This window comes from Lysobacter antibioticus, assembly GCF_000731095.1.
Lineage (GTDB): Bacteria > Pseudomonadota > Gammaproteobacteria > Xanthomonadales > Xanthomonadaceae > Lysobacter > Lysobacter antibioticus_B.
The window spans coordinates 1-14458 of record NZ_JMTZ01000006.1 but is presented as its reverse complement, the minus strand read 5'-3'; the positions used below and the strand labels follow the sequence as shown (position 1 = coordinate 14458).

Sequence of the window (14458 nt, the reverse complement as noted above, 5' to 3'; positions counted from 1 at the left end):
GCGCATCGCGCGTTTCCCGACCCGCGCGCCCGAGGCTCAGGAACCCGGCGCGATACCGGCCGCCGACAACACGCGCGCGGCGACGCCGTCGTAATCGCCGTCGAGGTGGTGATCGCCCGGCAGTTTTTCGATCCGTGCCGCAGCCACTGGCAACTTCGGACACAGCGCATCGCCGTCGTCGGCGCCGTACAAACATAGCGTGCGCGCGGCCGGCATGCGCGCGATCTCGGGTGCGATCGGCAAGCCGCGGCCGCTGCTGCCGATCCAGTTGCTGAGGTGGAACTCGTACTCGGCTTTCTCGCCGACCGAAATCAACGCGGTCAGCGCGATCGCCTCGCGGCTCGGCGACGGCAAGCGGTTATAGGCCGCCGGCAATACGTCGGCGCCTTGCGAGAAACCGATCAACAGCACGCGTGGGCGCCGCCACTGAGCGCGGTAGTAGCGGACGATGCGATCGAGGTCGGCGGCGAAGCCCTGCGGCGTGCGCGGGCTCCAGAAGTAGCGCAGCGAGTCGATGCCGACCACCGGCACGCCGGCTTTCGCCAAGCGGTCGGCCACGCTCTGGTCGAAGCCGGCCCAACCGCCGTCGCCGGACACGAAGATCGCGAAGCTGTCGCGGTGGCCGCCGCTGCTTGCAGCGATCTCGGTCAGCGGCAAGCCCTTCAGATCGGCCGGCGGCAACGGCGCGCTGACATGGCCTTGCGCACCGAGGCCGATCAAGGCCGCGCGCAGGCCCGGCGTAGCATCGCCGCGCGCATCGCGGGCGAAACGGCGCGCCTGCGGGATGGCCGCGACGAAGGCATCGCTCGCCGCCTTCGGGCATTGCACACCATGGCCGTCCGCGCGCGCGGCGGCGACCAACCAGGGCAACGACAACGGCGAAGGCTGCAACTGCGCCGAACCCGCGTTGCGAGCCGGCATCAGCTTCAAGGCGCCGGACGGGCACATTGCACGCGCCAGGGCCAGGCGCGGGCAGAAATCGACCGCTATCGCACCGGCGAACAGCATGCCGCCGCCCTGCGCAGCGATCGCATACGCGAACGCCGCCCCTTCGCCGTCGCCGAGCAACAAAGGCAGGCGGTAGGTCGGCAAACGGTAATAGGCCTGCACGAAACGCGAGAAGTTCTCGACGTCGCCGGAGGAGAACGCGCAGGCGCCGCCGTCCTTGCGCAGGTCGCGTTCGAGCGCGGCGACGTCGACGGTCGCGACCATCGCGCCGTCGGCGACCAAGGCGTCGACGCGCTCCTTGCGTTGCGCGCCGTCGAGACCGTCGGCGAACCAGAGCACGAAGCGGCGCGCCTCGCCGGAGGGCAGACGCACCGGAATGTTGTGGAAGCGGCCGTGGGAGACGCTGCGCGCGAGCGCAGGCGAGGCCGTGGATGCGGTCTGCGCCGTCGCGCTGCACAACGCCGTGGCCAACAGCAGGAACAGGATCAGGCGGGCAGGGATCGTTACGGGCACGCGGGCATCTCCTCGATGCAGGGCTTATACCATCGGGGTTGGCCGGGGTTGGCCCCAAAACAAATCCCCCCTGCTCCCTTTTTCAAAGGGGGGGGGAAACGCGCAGCCCGGGGTTTTGTGACGCCGGCGGAGTTCCAGGCCTGTCGGGCACCGCTCCGGCCCGTTCCGGCCTCGATCCTGCACCATCCGACCGGATCGGGTTAGGCCGGTCCCGACGGCGGCCTTACACTTGGCCGGATGTCCCTCACCGACTCCACCCCGCTGCCGAGGCTGGTGCTCAGCACCTGCCCCGACGAGGCCACGGCCGACGCCATCGCATTGGCCCTGGTCGAGGAACGGCTCGCCGCCTGCGTGAGCCGTTGGCCGGGCGTGCGCTCGACCTATCGCTGGCAAGGCCGCATCGAACACGCGACCGAGGTCCAGTTGCTGATCAAGACCACCCCCGCCCTGGCCTCGGCCGTGCTCAAGCGGATCGCCGAGCTGCATCCGTATGAACTGCCGGAGGCATTGGTGGTCGAAGTCCGCGACGGCCTCGACCCGTACCTGCACTGGGTGGCCGAACAGACCCGAGACCGATGACTGACGACCTGCTTCCCGGTCGGCGCCCGCGCGCCGGCGCCGCCTTCGCCTTCACCCTCGCCTGCCTGGCCGCGCTGTTCGCCGCGCCGGCGCTTGCGGTCGACGAAAAAGACCTGTTGCCGGTCGACGAGGCCTTCGTGCTCGCGACCGAGGCCAGTGGCGCGGATCGCATCGCGGTGTCGTGGAAGGTCGCGCCGGGTTACTACCTCTACAAGCACCGCATCTCGGTCAAGAGCGACGCCGGCTTCGCCGGGCAGGCACTGCAGTTGCCGAAGGGCAAGGCCTACAAGGACGAGTTCTTCGGCGATGTCGAGACTTACCGCGACCGCGTCGTCGCCACCCTGCCCGGCCAGGCCAAGGCCGGCAGCGCCAAGCTCACCATCAAATACCAGGGCTGCGCCGACGCTGGTATCTGCTATCCGCCGCAGACCCGCACCGTCAGCGTGGCGCTGGCTGCGCCCGCCGCCGCGGCGATGGACCCGGCTCCGGCCGCCGCGCCATTGGTTTCCTTCGGCCCGCGCGGCGGCGCCAATCCGCTGCTCGGCAGCAGCCCGCTCGGCGCGCCCTCGGCCGCCAACACCGGCACCGATGCCCTGCCGTTGCCGCCGGAGCAGGCTTTCGGTTTCGAGGCCATCGTCAGCGACGGCAACACCCTGCTGCTGCGCTTCACCCCGGCGCGCGGCTATTACCTGTATCGCGACAAGACCTCGCTGAAGACCGACCAGGCCGCGATCGCCGCCGGCAAGCCGCAGTGGCCGCGCGGCACCGCGCACCGCGACGAGCACTTCGGCGAGGTCACCGTGTTCTTCGACCAGATCGACGTGCCGCTGCCGCTGCTGCGCAAGCAGGCCGACGCCGCCAAGCTGACCCTGACCGCGAACTTCCAGGGCTGCCAGACCGACGGCATCTGCTATCCGCCGATGACGCGCAAAGTGACCCTGGATCTGCCGCGCGGCACCGTGGCGGCGAGCGTGGTCGCGCCGACGGAGCCGGCCGCCGGCACGACGGCCGCTGCAACCGCGGCGAGCGCCGTATCGCCCGCGACCGCCGCAGCATCGAGGCAAGCGAACGCCGCGAACATCGCCGGCGACGCCTCCGCCGTCGGCATGGCCGCGAGCAATGCGACGCCCGCCACCGACGCAGCCAACCTGGCGCCCGCCAACGACGCGGCAACGCCCGCGACCGATCCCTCAGACGCGGCCGCCCCGCAGGCCGAAGACAGCCTGCTAGCCGCCTCGCTCAAGGGCGCCAACCGCTACTGGGCGCTGCTGACGTTCTTCGGCTTCGGCTTGCTGCTCGCGTTCACGCCCTGCGTGTTGCCGATGGTGCCGATCCTGTCGGGCCTGATCGTCGGCCAGGGCCCCGGCCTGAGCACGCGCCGCGCGTTCTCGCTGTCGCTGGTGTACGTATTGGCGAGCGCGGTGGTGTTCACCCTCGCCGGCATCGTCGCCGGGCTGGCCGGCGCCAATCTGCAGATCGCCTTCCAGACGCCGTGGGTGATCGTGCTGTTCGCCCTGCTGTTCGTGGTGCTGTCGCTGTCGAGCTTCGGTCTGTACGAACTGCAGTTGCCGCATGCATTGCGCAGCCGCCTCAGCGAAGCCAGCAATCGCCAACGCAGCGGTTCCTGGCTCGGCGTCGCCAGCATGGGCGCGCTGTCGGCCTTGATCGTCGGCCCCTGCGTGGCGCCGCCGCTCGCCGCCGCCGTGCTCTATATCGGCCAGACCCGCGACCCGCTGTTCGGCGGCGCGGCCTTGTTCGCGCTGGCCATGGGCATGGGCGCGCCCTTGATCGTGTTCGGCGTCGCCGCCGGCAGGGGCCTGCCGACCACCGGCCCGTGGATGGTCGCGGTGCAGCGCGCGTTCGGCCTGATCTTCATCGGCATGGCGGTGTGGATGCTCTCGCGCATCCTGCCCGGCCCGGTGACGCTGGCGCTGTGGGGCGCACTGCTGCTCGGCGCGGCGGTGATGGTCGCCCTGTCGGCCGGCGCCAAGACGCTCGGCCAGGGCGTGCGCGTGTTCGCCTGGTTGCTGGCGCTGCTGCTGGGCCTGGCCGGCGCGGCGCAGGTCGTCGGCGCCCTCGCCGGCAGCGACGACCCGCTGCAGCCGCTCGCCGGCCTGCGCGGCGGCCACGCCGCGCAGGCCCTGCAGCCGCTCGCCGGCCTGCGCGGCGGCCACGCCGCGCAGGCCGGCGAGCTACCGTTCCGCAAGATCAAGTCCGGCGCCGACCTCGACCGCGAGATCGCCGCCGCGCAGGCCTCCGGCCAGCCGCTGATGCTCGACTTCTATGCCGACTGGTGCGTGGCCTGCAAGGAAATGGAGAAGTACACCTTCCCCGAGCCGCAGGTGCACGAAGCGCTGAAGGGCTTCGTCCTGCTCAAGGTCGACGTGACCGCGAACGACGAGATCGACCAGGCGTTGATGAAGCGTCTGGAGATCATCGGCCCGCCGGCGACCCTGTACTTCGTCGCCGGCGCCGAACGCCGCGAACTGCGCCTGTTCGGTTTCGAGAAAGCCGCGGCCTTCGCCGAACGCGCGCAGCGCGCGCGCGCCGCGACTCGCTGAGGCCGGCCGATGGCGATCTCCTCGACCGTCAAACTCGTCGCCCTGGCGCTCGGTGCGGGCGCGCTCGGCCTGCTCGCCGGGCAACTCGTCGGCGGGGGCGGCTGGCTGGCCCGCACCGAACTCGGCCAGTACTTCCTGCACGAGCGCATGACCCGCAGCGCGCCCAAGCCGCCGGCCGACCTCGCCGTGGCGAGCCCGGGCCAGGCCATGCCTGCGCTGACCCTGCCCGGCCTCGACGGCCGGCCCTCGCAGCTGCCGCAGGCCTACGCCGGCCGGCCGATCATGATCAATCTGTGGGCCAGCTGGTGCGGCCCCTGCATCAAGGAAATGCCCGAGCTCAACCGCTACGCCAAGGCCCAGGGCGGTCAGGGCACGCAAGTGGTCGGCATCGCCCTCGACAACGCCGAGGACGTCGCCGCCTTCCTGCAGCGGGTGCCGGTCGATTACCCGATCCTGCTCGACGCGCCCGGCCCGCGCGACGCCGGCGTCCGCCTCGGCAATCTCAAGGGCGTGCTGCCGTATACGGTGCTGATCGGCGCAGACGGCAAGCTGATCAAGCAGCGCATCGGCCCGTTCGAGGACGGCGAGATCGAGGGCTGGGTCGACTGAAACCGGTCCGGGGCCGAAGCCGCGCTGTCATGCCCGCGCCACCTCGCGGCGGCAACCTCCGCGAAAACTCGCCGATCGTCGGCTAGCCGCGCCAGCCGCGAACGACAGGCACGCGCCGATTCCGCCAACGGGTTACCGGCTTGCCTGGCCCGATCGTGCTCGAATGGGCTCCGGGGACCACCCTCAGAATCGCCGTCGTGCCGGCAAATGCGCCGAACCGGTCACGAAAACACGGCGACGCCGGCGAACGTGCCGGCATTCTAGAGTCGCCACTCAAACAACCGCTTAAATCGCGGCAACTTCGCCGATTTGGCGGGCAACTTCTGGACACCGGGCCGGCCTTCACGCAAACTGCCGCCCTTTGAAGGCAACCGTCCGGTCCCAATGGCCAAGCTTCTGGTCCTGCACGGCCCCAACCTCAACCTGCTCGGCACGCGCGAGCCGGAGGTCTACGGCCACACCACCCTGGCCGAGATCGATGCCGGGCTGCGCGAGCACGCCCAGGCCGCCGGACACGCCCTGGACAGCCTGCAGTCGAACGCCGAGCACGTCCTGGTCGACCGGGTCCAGGCGGCGCGCAGCGACGGCACGGCGATGATCCTGATCAATCCGGCCGCCTTCACCCATACCAGCGTCGCGATCCGCGACGCCCTGGCCGCGGTGGCGATCCCGTTCATCGAGATCCACCTGTCCAACCCGCACACCCGCGAGCCGTTCCGCCACCACAGCTATTTCAGCGACCACGCCGTCGGCGTGGTTTGCGGCTTCGGCGCCGACAGCTACCGCTACGCGCTCGACGCCGCCATCAAGCGACTGGCGACCTGATACCCACCCAGCCCGGGCCGCGTTCGCGCGGGCCGCAACGACGATCCAACCAGAGGCCCGCTCCATGGACCTGCGCAAAATCAAGAAACTGATCGACCTGCTCGAGGAATCCAACCTCGCCGAGATCGAGATCAAGGAAGGCGAAGAATCCGTCCGCCTGGCCCGCACCCCGAAGGGCGGCTATGCCTACGCGCCGCCGCAGATGCAGGCCGCGCCCTACGCCGAGCAGCGCCCGGCCCCGGCCATGCCGATGCATTCGCCGACCGAAGCGGCCACCGGCGGCAGCGCCAAGCCCGGCAGCGACCTGCCCGACGGCCACGTCGTGCGCGCGCCGATGGTCGGCACCTTCTACGCCTCGCCGGCGCCGGACAAGCCCTCCTTCGTCGCCGTCGGCCAGGCGGTCAAGGCCGGCGACACCCTCGGCATCATCGAAGCGATGAAGATGTTCAACCCGATCGAAGCCGACGTCTCCGGCACGGTGCTCAAGGTCATGGCCGAGAGCGGCCAGCCGATCGAGTTCGATCAGCCTTTGTTCGTGATCGGCTGAAGCCGGTCACGACGGGAATCGGGAATGGGGAATCGGGAATCGTCGAAGCGGCCCCACGAGGGCCTGGAGGTCTGGCGCGATGCCATGGACCTCGTGGAGGCGATTTACCGATTCTCGGCCCAGTTCCCCGACAACGAACGGTTCGGCCTGACCTCGCAGTTGCGCCGTGCGGCGGTCAGCATCCCCTCGAATGTGGCCGAGGGCGCAGCGCGACGTTCGACCCGGGATTATCTGCGCTTCCTGTCGATCGCCCGCGGCTCGCTTTCCGAATTGGATACGCCACAGCAGATCGCCATCCGCCTGGGGTTCGCCGCGTCGTCGCCGTCGCTCGACGAACTGATCGATCGGGTTTTCGCGAAGCTCACCGGCCTGATGAACGCACTCAACAAGCGCGAGGCCTCCACATGAAACGCCGCACGCGCTTTTACGATTCCCGATTCCCCATTCCCCATTCCCGAACCTGGCTACCCAATGCTCGATAAAGTCGTCATCGCCAATCGCGGCGAAATCGCGCTGCGCATCCTGCGCGCCTGCCACGCGCTGGGCATCCGCACGGTCGCGGTGCATTCCACCGTCGATCGCAATCTCAAGCACGTCGCCATGGCCGACGAGTCGGTCTGCATCGGGCCGGCGCCGTCGTCGGAGAGCTATCTCAACATGGCCTCGATCATCGCCGCGGCCGAAGTCACCGACGCCCAGGCGATCCACCCGGGCTACGGCTTCCTCAGCGAGAACGCCGACTTCGCCGAGCGCGTCGAGCAGTCCGGCTTCATCTTCATCGGCCCGCGCGCCGAGACCATCCGCCTGATGGGCGACAAGGTCGAGGCGATCCGCGCGATGAAGGACGCCGGCGTGCCCTGCGTGCCCGGCAGCGGCGGCCCGCTCGGCGACGACAACGCCGCCAACATCAAGATCGCGCGCGAGATCGGCTATCCGATCATCGTCAAGGCCGCCGGCGGCGGCGGCGGTCGCGGCATGCGCGTGGTGCATACCGAGGCCCACCTCAACGCCGCGATCCAGACCACCAAGTCCGAGGCCAAGGCCGCGTTCGGCAACGACATGGTCTACATGGAGAAGTTCCTCGAGAACCCGCGCCATGTCGAGATCCAGGTGCTCGCCGACGGCCAGGGCAGCGCGATCCACCTGGGCGAACGCGATTGTTCGATGCAGCGACGCCACCAGAAGGTGGTCGAGGAAGCGCCGGCGCCGGGCATCACCCCGGAACAGCGCGCCGAGATCGGCAAGGTCTGCGTCGAAGCCTGCATCCGCATCGGTTACCGCGGCGCCGGCACGTTCGAGTTCCTGTACGAGAACGGCCGCTTCTACTTCATCGAAATGAATACCCGCATCCAGGTCGAGCACCCGGTCACCGAGCTGGTCACCGGCATCGACCTGGTACGCGAGCAGTTGATGATCGCGGCCGGCCGCAAGTTGTCGATCAAGCAGAGCGACATCGTCCTCGAAGGCCACGCCATCGAGTGCCGCATCAACGCCGAGGACCCGGAAACCTTCATGCCCTGCCCGGGCCTGATCCAGCACTTCCACGCGCCCGGCGGCCCCGGCGTGCGCGTCGACAGCCACATCTACGAAGGCTATCGCGTGCCGCCGAACTACGACTCGATGATCGGCAAGCTGATCGTGCACGGGCCCGACCGCGACACCGCGATCGCGCGCATGCGCGTGGCGCTCAGCGAGATGGTCGTGGACGGCATCAAGACCAATATCCCGCTGCAACAGCGGATCTTGTCGGATGCCGGCTTCCAGCAGGGCGGGATGAACATCCACTACCTGGAAAAGCGGCTCAAGGAACAGAAGGAAAAGACGATCTCGATCGTCTGAGCTCGATCGTCTGCGCTCGCTCGTCTGAGCCGGCGCCCGCACTCGACGGGCCTGCGGCAAGAACGCCTGCGGCAAAAACGAAACGGCCCGCGTCGACGACGCGGGCCGTTTCGTTTTGAGTGACGCACCAGGCGAGGCGTCGGCGCGACCGCGCCGCAGCATCAGCCTAAACCGCGACACCGCCGTCGGCGGTCGCGGTTTAGGCCGCTGCTACCGCCAGCGGACCGTCGCCGGTGCGGCGCCCGGCTTCATCGCAATACCGGCTCGACCCAGGACGCCATCTCCTGCACGTCGGCTTCGGTGAGCTCCGTAGACGAGGAAGCCGGCAACAGGGTCGGCCCCTTCGCCGAGCTGCCCGAGGTGCCCGACGGCTTCTTGCCCGAACCCGGCACCTGGGTGCCCGGGATCGGCTGCACGCCGCCGCTCGTCGATGGACTGACCACCATCACGTACTCGCTCGAACCGTCCGGCCAGACCACCTTGAAGGTGCTGCCGGGCGGCAGGGTCGAGAAGGGCGCGCCGCTCTGGGCGCGATAGACGGCCGCGATCTGGGCGGCGCTCAGCGAACGCAACTCGGTCTTCGAATCCACCGAGGTCACCGCGACCTGTCCCAGCTCGCGGTAGTCCTCGCCGAATACGTCGATCATCACGCCGGCTGCGCCGACCGAGTACGCGCTGAGCAGCAATGCCCAGAAACCGATCTTGGCCGTGTTTACGAAGTGCTCGCGTTTCATTGCACTGTCCTCTGTTCGCCTAGCAGCGAATCGACCATGTCTTCCACCACATCCGCCCCCTGACGCGGGATCGCCGCGTCGTATACGAAACTCGCAAAATCCTGTTTGGCGTCTTGCGAGCAAATTCCGCCGTTGGCGCAGTAGGACGTCATCAACGAGCCTTTCGGACTGCAATCCTGCCCGAGCTCGCATGCCGCCAACTGCCAAGCCAGTTCCGCGAATTGAGTGCCGGCCACGCGCATGTCGCCCCAGCGCCGGCCGTTCGCGGCGATGCCCATGCCGGGCGACAACGCCGAATACGCTTCCGGGTCCTTCGAGCGCTGCACGCGATCGACCAGGTTGAGCCGGTATTCCTCGGTCTTCTCCAGCGGCTTGCCGGCGGCCAGCAACGAGGCCTCGGCCGGCAGGCTGCCCGATTGGGCGGCCTCGACCCGCTTGAGGAAGATCATCTGGTAACTGAGGTTGTCGCTCGGCGCGAAACGCGCGCAGCGCGAGCTGACCCGGTTACGCGCCTCGGTCATCGTCGAGGCGCCGCGCAGCTTCATGCTCTCGATCGTGCGCGTGTCGTTGCCGTAGTCGACCGGTGCGTTGGCGTAGTTCGAGCAGTAGTCGTAGACTCGGCTCAACAGCCAGATCGCCTCGGGCTCGCCGGCATCGGCGCGCGAGCGGATCGACTGCGCATACGCGTACAAGTCCGGCGCCTGCTCGAACTGCACGCGCAGCGGCGACGACGCGACCGCACCCCGCGGCGCGGCCTTCTTTTCGACCACCGGCACCGAGTCGTCGCGCGGCGCATCGGCTTGGCCGCGCGCCGTCGGCTGCGCCTTCTCCGCGACCCGGACCGGCACGCTCTCGTCGGGCACGGCCTGTTCGCCGCCATTGCGTCGGCCGGCATAGACGAAAGCGGCGGCCAACAAGGCGAAGCCCATGATCGCGATCAGCGAGCGTCCGGACACGCGCACACCGGCCGGCGCCCCGCCAGGGCCTGGCTTGTAACCGGAGGGGTAGGCATCGGACATCAAGACCGTTTCTCTGAGCCTCTACGCTGCTGGCAGGAACCGGACGCAACGCAGGTGCGGGCCGCCGCACTGGCGCCACCCAGCCCGCCTGCCGCCCCGCAAGGGCCGGGGTCGGCATGAGCTGGCATGGGCCGGCCTGAACTGTGTTTCGTCGAGATGCCGATAGTAAGTCAAGCGCCGTGCCGATGCCCGCACGACGCTGAACCGTGATGGATCTCGAACTTCGGCGAGACGGCGCTTCAGCCGCCCGGAGCGGGAGCCGCGGTGGCCTTGGCCGCGCAGGTCACTTCGCTGCCGACGACCGTGGGCCAATAGGTCTTGCCGCCGTCCTCGCCGTGCTCGCCGGCGGTGGTGACCGCCAGGCCGTGGCCGGCGTCGGCGGCATATTCGAAGCTGCAATAGCCCTGGCCGGTGCCGGCGCAATCGACGACCTCGGGGTAACCGGCTTCGATCAGGCCGCCCAGGAAGCGCTCGGCGCCCTCCTCTCGGTCCGGCTGCACGCCGCGCCAGCCCTGGGCAAGCAACTTCGCCCGCGCCTGCGGCAGGCTCAGGCCCTCGATCCGCGGCACCTTCGCCCCGCCGCCGCAGTAGGCGTCCAGCGCCGGTAAGGCCGTCAGCTCCAGCCCGGCGGCGGTCGCGAGCACGCGAGCACGCGCCACCTGCCATTCGCCGACCCGCAGTTCGCTGCCCGCCTTGCCGGCCGGGTCGGCTGGTTCGGCGCTGTGCTCGAACACGCCCTGCACGCCACTGTCGAAGCTTTCCTCGTCGGCCTTGAGGTCGCGCAACTGCGCCACCGCCCGGCCATCGCGGAAGAACAGCACCCGCGCGGCCGGGAACATGCAGCCGAAGCCGGCCACCTGGGTCGCGCGCGGCGCCACCCCGACCACACGGTAGTCCTTGCCCCAGGCCATGTCGGCGCGGATGGTCCAGCCGGCCGCGACCGCAGCCCGCGCCTCGCTCGACTTGGCATCCTCGGCGCAGTCCGGGACGCTGCCGTCGTCGGCCAGCGGCGGGGTGGGCGCGACATAGCGGGGCAGCTCGGTCACCGCTTCCAGGCGCAATTGCTCGACCTGGCCCTTGGCGCCCACTTGCGCAGCATCTACCTGAGGCGTGTCGACTCGGGCAGCCTCTGCCCGAGTAGCATCGACCCGGCTCGCGCCGACCTGGCTAGCGTCGTCAGGAGCGGTGCCGACGGGGGTAGTGCCTTCGCCGGCCGCGCAGGCGCCCAGGGCCAGCGATCCGAGCAATATCCAGGCCCGCATGACGGCGGCGGTAGAGGGGTTGGCCTGCGATTCCATGGCGTCTGACTCCTGAGAAGAGCCCGCACGCTATCTGATCGCCGCGAAACGGGTCAATAATGACCGCCGTTTTCGCCTCTCGCCGTAACCGATGCCCTTTCTCGAACTGACCCTGCGCTGCAGCGAAGCCGAACAACCGCGCTACGAAGCCGCGCTCGACGATGTCGGCTCGCTGGCGGTGACGATGCTCGACGCCGATGCCGACACCGGCAACGAGCACGCGATCCTCGAGCCCGGCGTCGGCGAAACGCCGTTGTGGCAGTCGATCGTGCTCAGCGCCCTGTTTCCGCACGATGCCGACGCGCTGGTGATCCTGGCCGCGCTGGAATCGTTCGACCCGGGTCTGGAATGGACCCAGGTGCGTTTTCGCCAGGTCGAGGATCAGGACTGGGAGCGCGCCTGGATGGACCAGTACGAGCCGCTGCAGTTCGGCCGCCGCACCTGGATCGTGCCGTGGAACCACGAGCTGCCCGCGGGCGCGGATGCGGCCGATGCCGCGGTGGTGCGCCTCGACCCGGGCCTGGCGTTCGGCTCCGGCACCCACCCGACCACCTCGCTGTGCCTGCAATGGCTCGACGCGTTGGCCGACGAAGGCGCGCTCGCGGATCGCAGCGTGCTCGACTTCGGTTGCGGCTCCGGCATTCTCGCCCTCGCCGCGCTCAAGCTCGGCGCCGCGCACGCGGTCGGCGTCGACAACGATCCGCAGGCGGTCATCGCCACCCACGACAACGCCGAACGCAACGACGTCGCCGAACGCATCGAGGTGCATTTGCCGCAGGACGAACCGGCCGCGACCTATCCGGTGGTGGTCGCCAACATTCTCGCCTCGGCGCTGGTCGCCCTGGCCGATACCCTGGCCGCGCGCGTCGCACCGGGCGGGCGCATCGCGCTGTCGGGCATCCTGGCCGGGCAGGAAGACGAGGTGCTCGCGCGCTATGCCGCGGACTTCGAGGGGCTGCGCGCCGACCGTCTCGAAGACTGGATGCGCGTCACAGGCGTACGCCGGCGCTGAGCGCGACGGCATGATTGAATACTGAAATGTTCGCTGCCTGCCCCCATTGCGGATACCTCGTCGCCCTCATCGTCGCCAAGGACGGTCCGACCCGGGCCTGCCCGCGTTGCGGCGGCGACCTCGCCGCCGCGGCGGCGATCGAGTCGGCGCCCGCCGAATCGACCGCCGTCGAGCCGGCCACAAACGAACCGGCCTTGGTCGAATCGGCTGCGATCGGCGCGGCGAGCGCGCCGGTTGCGAACGCAGCGACGGGCGCCGATGCGCTGTCGGCCGAAGCTTCGGCGGCGCAGGCCAGCGCAACACCGGTTCAAGCCGGCGATACCGTCGCCGAGCACGACCAGGCCGGCCATCTTGCCGCCTCGCCGGAGGCGGCAACGCTCGGCGCGCAGGACGCCGCCGACGCGAGCGACGACGCCACGGTCAAGGCCGCCCCGACCGTCGCGCTGGCGCCACTCAGCGCCGCCGCCGATGCGGTCGTGCCGAAGCGCGCGACGCGCAAGCGCGCCGGCAAATCCGAAACCGCGGTAGCGCATGCGCGCCTCGCGCCGAGCTTCGTACGCAGCCGCGCCCGCGCCGCTGCGCCGGCGGCGCGCCGGCACTGGAGCGGTCCGGCGGTGGCGGTCGCGCTCGGCCTGTTGCTGGCCCTGCAACTGCTGCTTGCGCAACGCAACGAACTGGCCGCCGACGCGCGCTGGCGCCCGCTCGTCGGCGCCTTGTGCGGGACGCTGCCGTGCACGATTCCGGCATGGCGCGAACCGGCCGCGCTGACCATGCTCAATCGCAACGTGCTGCCGGTCGCAGAGCGCGCGGGTGTATTGCGGGTATCGGCCAGTTTCCGCAACGATGCGCGCTGGGCGCAGCCCTGGCCGACCCTGGTGCTGAGCCTGGAGGACGTCGATGGCCGCCGCGTCGGCCAACGTGCGTTCTCTCCAGAGGACTATCGCAAGGGGTACAGGGAAGGCGAACTGATCGCGCCGGGGCAGAGCGCCGCGGTGCAGTTCGACGTGCTCGAACCGGCGCCGCGCGTAGTCGCGTTCACGTTCGATTTCCGTTGAAATATCGCGCCGTCGCGTTGTCTACAGCGACTCCCCCGCGCTAGACTCCCCCTCCCGTCGGCGATGCGCAGCGAGCGTATCGGCAAGCTCCCGGCGGAAGTCACTTGCCACGGGGATGCACTTGAACGCTCTCAACGACCGCAACGAAGCCGCCCGCTCCGGACCTCGCGTTCCGTTGCGCGACCATGTCGCGACTTCGATCCGTCGTTACCTGGGCGACTTGAACGGCAGCGGCACCGAGAACCTCTACGAGATCGCCTTGCGCGAGCTGGAAATCCCGTTGTTCGCCGAAGTCCTGCAGCATTGCGACGGCAACCAGAGCCGCGCCGCGGCCATGCTCGGTATTCACCGTGCGACCCTGCGCAAGAAGCTGCGCGAGTACGGGCTGGAATAACAGCCGTCGCAGCGCAGCGAAAGGCCTGCGCGCGCAAACCCTCTCACGCGAACCCTGTGCAGGAGCGGCGTAAGCCGCGACAGGCGCAGCGGTCGAATACCGCGCAGTTTCTGCAGCCATCGACTCATCGGGGCAGCTCCCGGCTGTCCTGACTTCGGCCGTTGCGCTTGCGTGCACCGCTGCGGTTGGTCGCGGCTTACGCCGCTCCTACAAAGGCGACGAATCCTCGGGGTAGGAGCGGCGTAAGCCTCGACAGGCGAAGGGGACGAATACCACGCGGTTGCCGGAGCGCCGACTCTGCGGGGCAGTTCCCGACTGTCCGGATTTCGGCCGTTGCGCTTGCGTGCACCGCTGTGGTTGTCGCGGCTTACGCCGCTCCTACAAAGGCGACGAACCCTCCGGGGTAGGAGCGGCGCAAGCCGCGACACGCGAAGGGGACGAATACCACGCGGTTGCCGGAGCGCCTACCCTGCGGGCTTCCGATTGTCTGGCCTTCGGCTACGACGCTTACGTACGTCGCTGCGG

Annotated in this window: 14 protein-coding genes; 10 read left to right on the top strand and 4 right to left on the bottom strand. The window is 69.4% G+C overall.

Annotated elements, in window-relative coordinates; all coding sequences use genetic code 11:
- Positions 1–36 precede the first annotated feature (36 nt).
- Positions 37–1419, bottom strand: coding sequence for an AcvB/VirJ family lysyl-phosphatidylglycerol hydrolase (locus tag EX88_RS0101715; protein WP_036147844.1), 1383 nt, complete (start codon positions 1417–1419; stop codon positions 37–39).
- Positions 1420–1698: 279 nt separating this feature from the next.
- On the opposite strand from EX88_RS0101715, the gene cutA reads away from it, so the two are divergent.
- The 7 genes from cutA to accC all read left to right on the top strand — a co-directional run bounded on the left by cutA (position 1699) and on the right by accC (position 8421).
- Positions 1699–2040 (top strand): divalent-cation tolerance protein CutA, encoded by a 342-nt coding sequence (cutA, locus tag EX88_RS0101710; protein WP_031370289.1) that lies wholly within the window; start codon positions 1699–1701, stop codon positions 2038–2040.
- Positions 2037–4601, top strand: coding sequence for a protein-disulfide reductase DsbD (gene dsbD / locus EX88_RS0101705; RefSeq protein ID WP_051884310.1), 2565 nt, complete (start codon positions 2037–2039; stop codon positions 4599–4601). Before cutA ends, dsbD begins: the two co-directional genes overlap by 4 nt.
- 9 nt (positions 4602–4610) lie before the next feature.
- A complete protein-coding gene (locus EX88_RS0101700) occupies positions 4611–5210 on the top strand; it encodes a TlpA family protein disulfide reductase (RefSeq protein WP_081930545.1) in 600 nt (199 codons plus the stop codon).
- Between the two features lie 384 nt (positions 5211–5594).
- The gene (gene aroQ / locus EX88_RS0101695) at positions 5595–6035 is read left to right on the top strand and encodes a type II 3-dehydroquinate dehydratase (RefSeq protein WP_031370286.1); all 441 of its coding nucleotides are present in this window, start codon (positions 5595–5597) and stop codon (positions 6033–6035) included.
- 64 nt (positions 6036–6099) lie between these two features.
- Entirely contained in the window at positions 6100–6582 is a 483-nt protein-coding gene (gene accB / locus EX88_RS0101690; protein WP_031370285.1) for an acetyl-CoA carboxylase biotin carboxyl carrier protein, read from the top strand.
- Between the two features lie 84 nt (positions 6583–6666).
- Positions 6667–6990 (top strand): four helix bundle protein, encoded by a 324-nt coding sequence (locus EX88_RS0101685; protein WP_430536889.1) that lies wholly within the window; start codon positions 6667–6669, stop codon positions 6988–6990.
- 63 nt (positions 6991–7053) lie between these two features.
- Positions 7054–8421 (top strand): acetyl-CoA carboxylase biotin carboxylase subunit, encoded by a 1368-nt coding sequence (gene accC, locus EX88_RS0101680; protein WP_031370283.1) that lies wholly within the window; start codon positions 7054–7056, stop codon positions 8419–8421.
- Between the two features lie 248 nt (positions 8422–8669).
- On the opposite strand, the gene EX88_RS0101675 is transcribed toward accC, so the two are convergent.
- The 3 genes from EX88_RS0101675 to EX88_RS24230 all read right to left on the bottom strand — a co-directional run bounded on the left by EX88_RS0101675 (position 8670) and on the right by EX88_RS24230 (position 11262).
- Positions 8670–9155 (bottom strand): hypothetical protein, encoded by a 486-nt coding sequence (locus EX88_RS0101675; RefSeq protein ID WP_318025777.1) that lies wholly within the window; start codon positions 9153–9155, stop codon positions 8670–8672.
- Positions 9152–10174, bottom strand: coding sequence for a hypothetical protein (locus EX88_RS0101670; RefSeq protein WP_235186179.1), 1023 nt, complete (start codon positions 10172–10174; stop codon positions 9152–9154). The genes EX88_RS0101675 and EX88_RS0101670 overlap by 4 nt, the downstream gene beginning before the upstream one ends.
- A gap of 239 nt (positions 10175–10413) precedes the next feature.
- Positions 10414–11262: a hypothetical protein gene (locus EX88_RS24230; RefSeq protein ID WP_031370280.1), complete on the bottom strand. Its 849-nt coding sequence runs from the start codon at positions 11260–11262 to the stop codon at positions 10414–10416.
- 301 nt (positions 11263–11563) lie between these two features.
- On the opposite strand from EX88_RS24230, the gene prmA reads away from it, so the two are divergent.
- The 3 genes from prmA to fis all read left to right on the top strand — a co-directional run bounded on the left by prmA (position 11564) and on the right by fis (position 13933).
- A complete protein-coding gene (prmA, locus tag EX88_RS0101655) occupies positions 11564–12484 on the top strand; it encodes a 50S ribosomal protein L11 methyltransferase (RefSeq protein WP_031370278.1) in 921 nt (306 codons plus the stop codon).
- Between the two features lie 26 nt (positions 12485–12510).
- Positions 12511–13539, top strand: coding sequence for a DUF3426 domain-containing protein (locus EX88_RS25020; RefSeq protein WP_081930544.1), 1029 nt, complete (start codon positions 12511–12513; stop codon positions 13537–13539).
- Positions 13540–13660: 121 nt separating this feature from the next.
- Positions 13661–13933: a DNA-binding transcriptional regulator Fis gene (gene fis / locus EX88_RS0101645; protein ID WP_031370276.1), complete on the top strand. Its 273-nt coding sequence runs from the start codon at positions 13661–13663 to the stop codon at positions 13931–13933.
- The last annotated feature ends 525 nt before the right edge of the window (positions 13934–14458 follow it).

Bases quoted from the DNA above. Each gene is read 5' to 3' on its own strand.
- aroQ (WP_031370286.1), top strand. From the start codon at position 5,595: ATGGCCAAGCTTCTGGTCCTGCACGGCCCCAACCTCAACCTGCTCGGC.
- EX88_RS0101685 (WP_430536889.1), top strand. From the start codon at position 6,667: ATGGACCTCGTGGAGGCGATTTACCGATTCTCGGCCCAGTTCCCCGAC.
- accC (WP_031370283.1), top strand. From the start codon at position 7,054: ATGCTCGATAAAGTCGTCATCGCCAATCGCGGCGAAATCGCGCTGCGC.
- cutA (WP_031370289.1), top strand. From the start codon at position 1,699: ATGTCCCTCACCGACTCCACCCCGCTGCCGAGGCTGGTGCTCAGCACC.
- dsbD (WP_051884310.1), top strand. From the start codon at position 2,037: ATGACTGACGACCTGCTTCCCGGTCGGCGCCCGCGCGCCGGCGCCGCC.
- EX88_RS0101670 (WP_235186179.1), bottom strand. From the start codon at position 10,174: ATGTCCGATGCCTACCCCTCCGGTTACAAGCCAGGCCCTGGCGGGGCG.
- accB (WP_031370285.1), top strand. From the start codon at position 6,100: ATGGACCTGCGCAAAATCAAGAAACTGATCGACCTGCTCGAGGAATCC.
- prmA (WP_031370278.1), top strand. From the start codon at position 11,564: ATGCCCTTTCTCGAACTGACCCTGCGCTGCAGCGAAGCCGAACAACCG.
- EX88_RS0101700 (WP_081930545.1), top strand. From the start codon at position 4,611: ATGGCGATCTCCTCGACCGTCAAACTCGTCGCCCTGGCGCTCGGTGCG.
- EX88_RS0101675 (WP_318025777.1), bottom strand. From the start codon at position 9,155: ATGAAACGCGAGCACTTCGTAAACACGGCCAAGATCGGTTTCTGGGCA.
- EX88_RS25020 (WP_081930544.1), top strand. From the start codon at position 12,511: ATGTTCGCTGCCTGCCCCCATTGCGGATACCTCGTCGCCCTCATCGTC.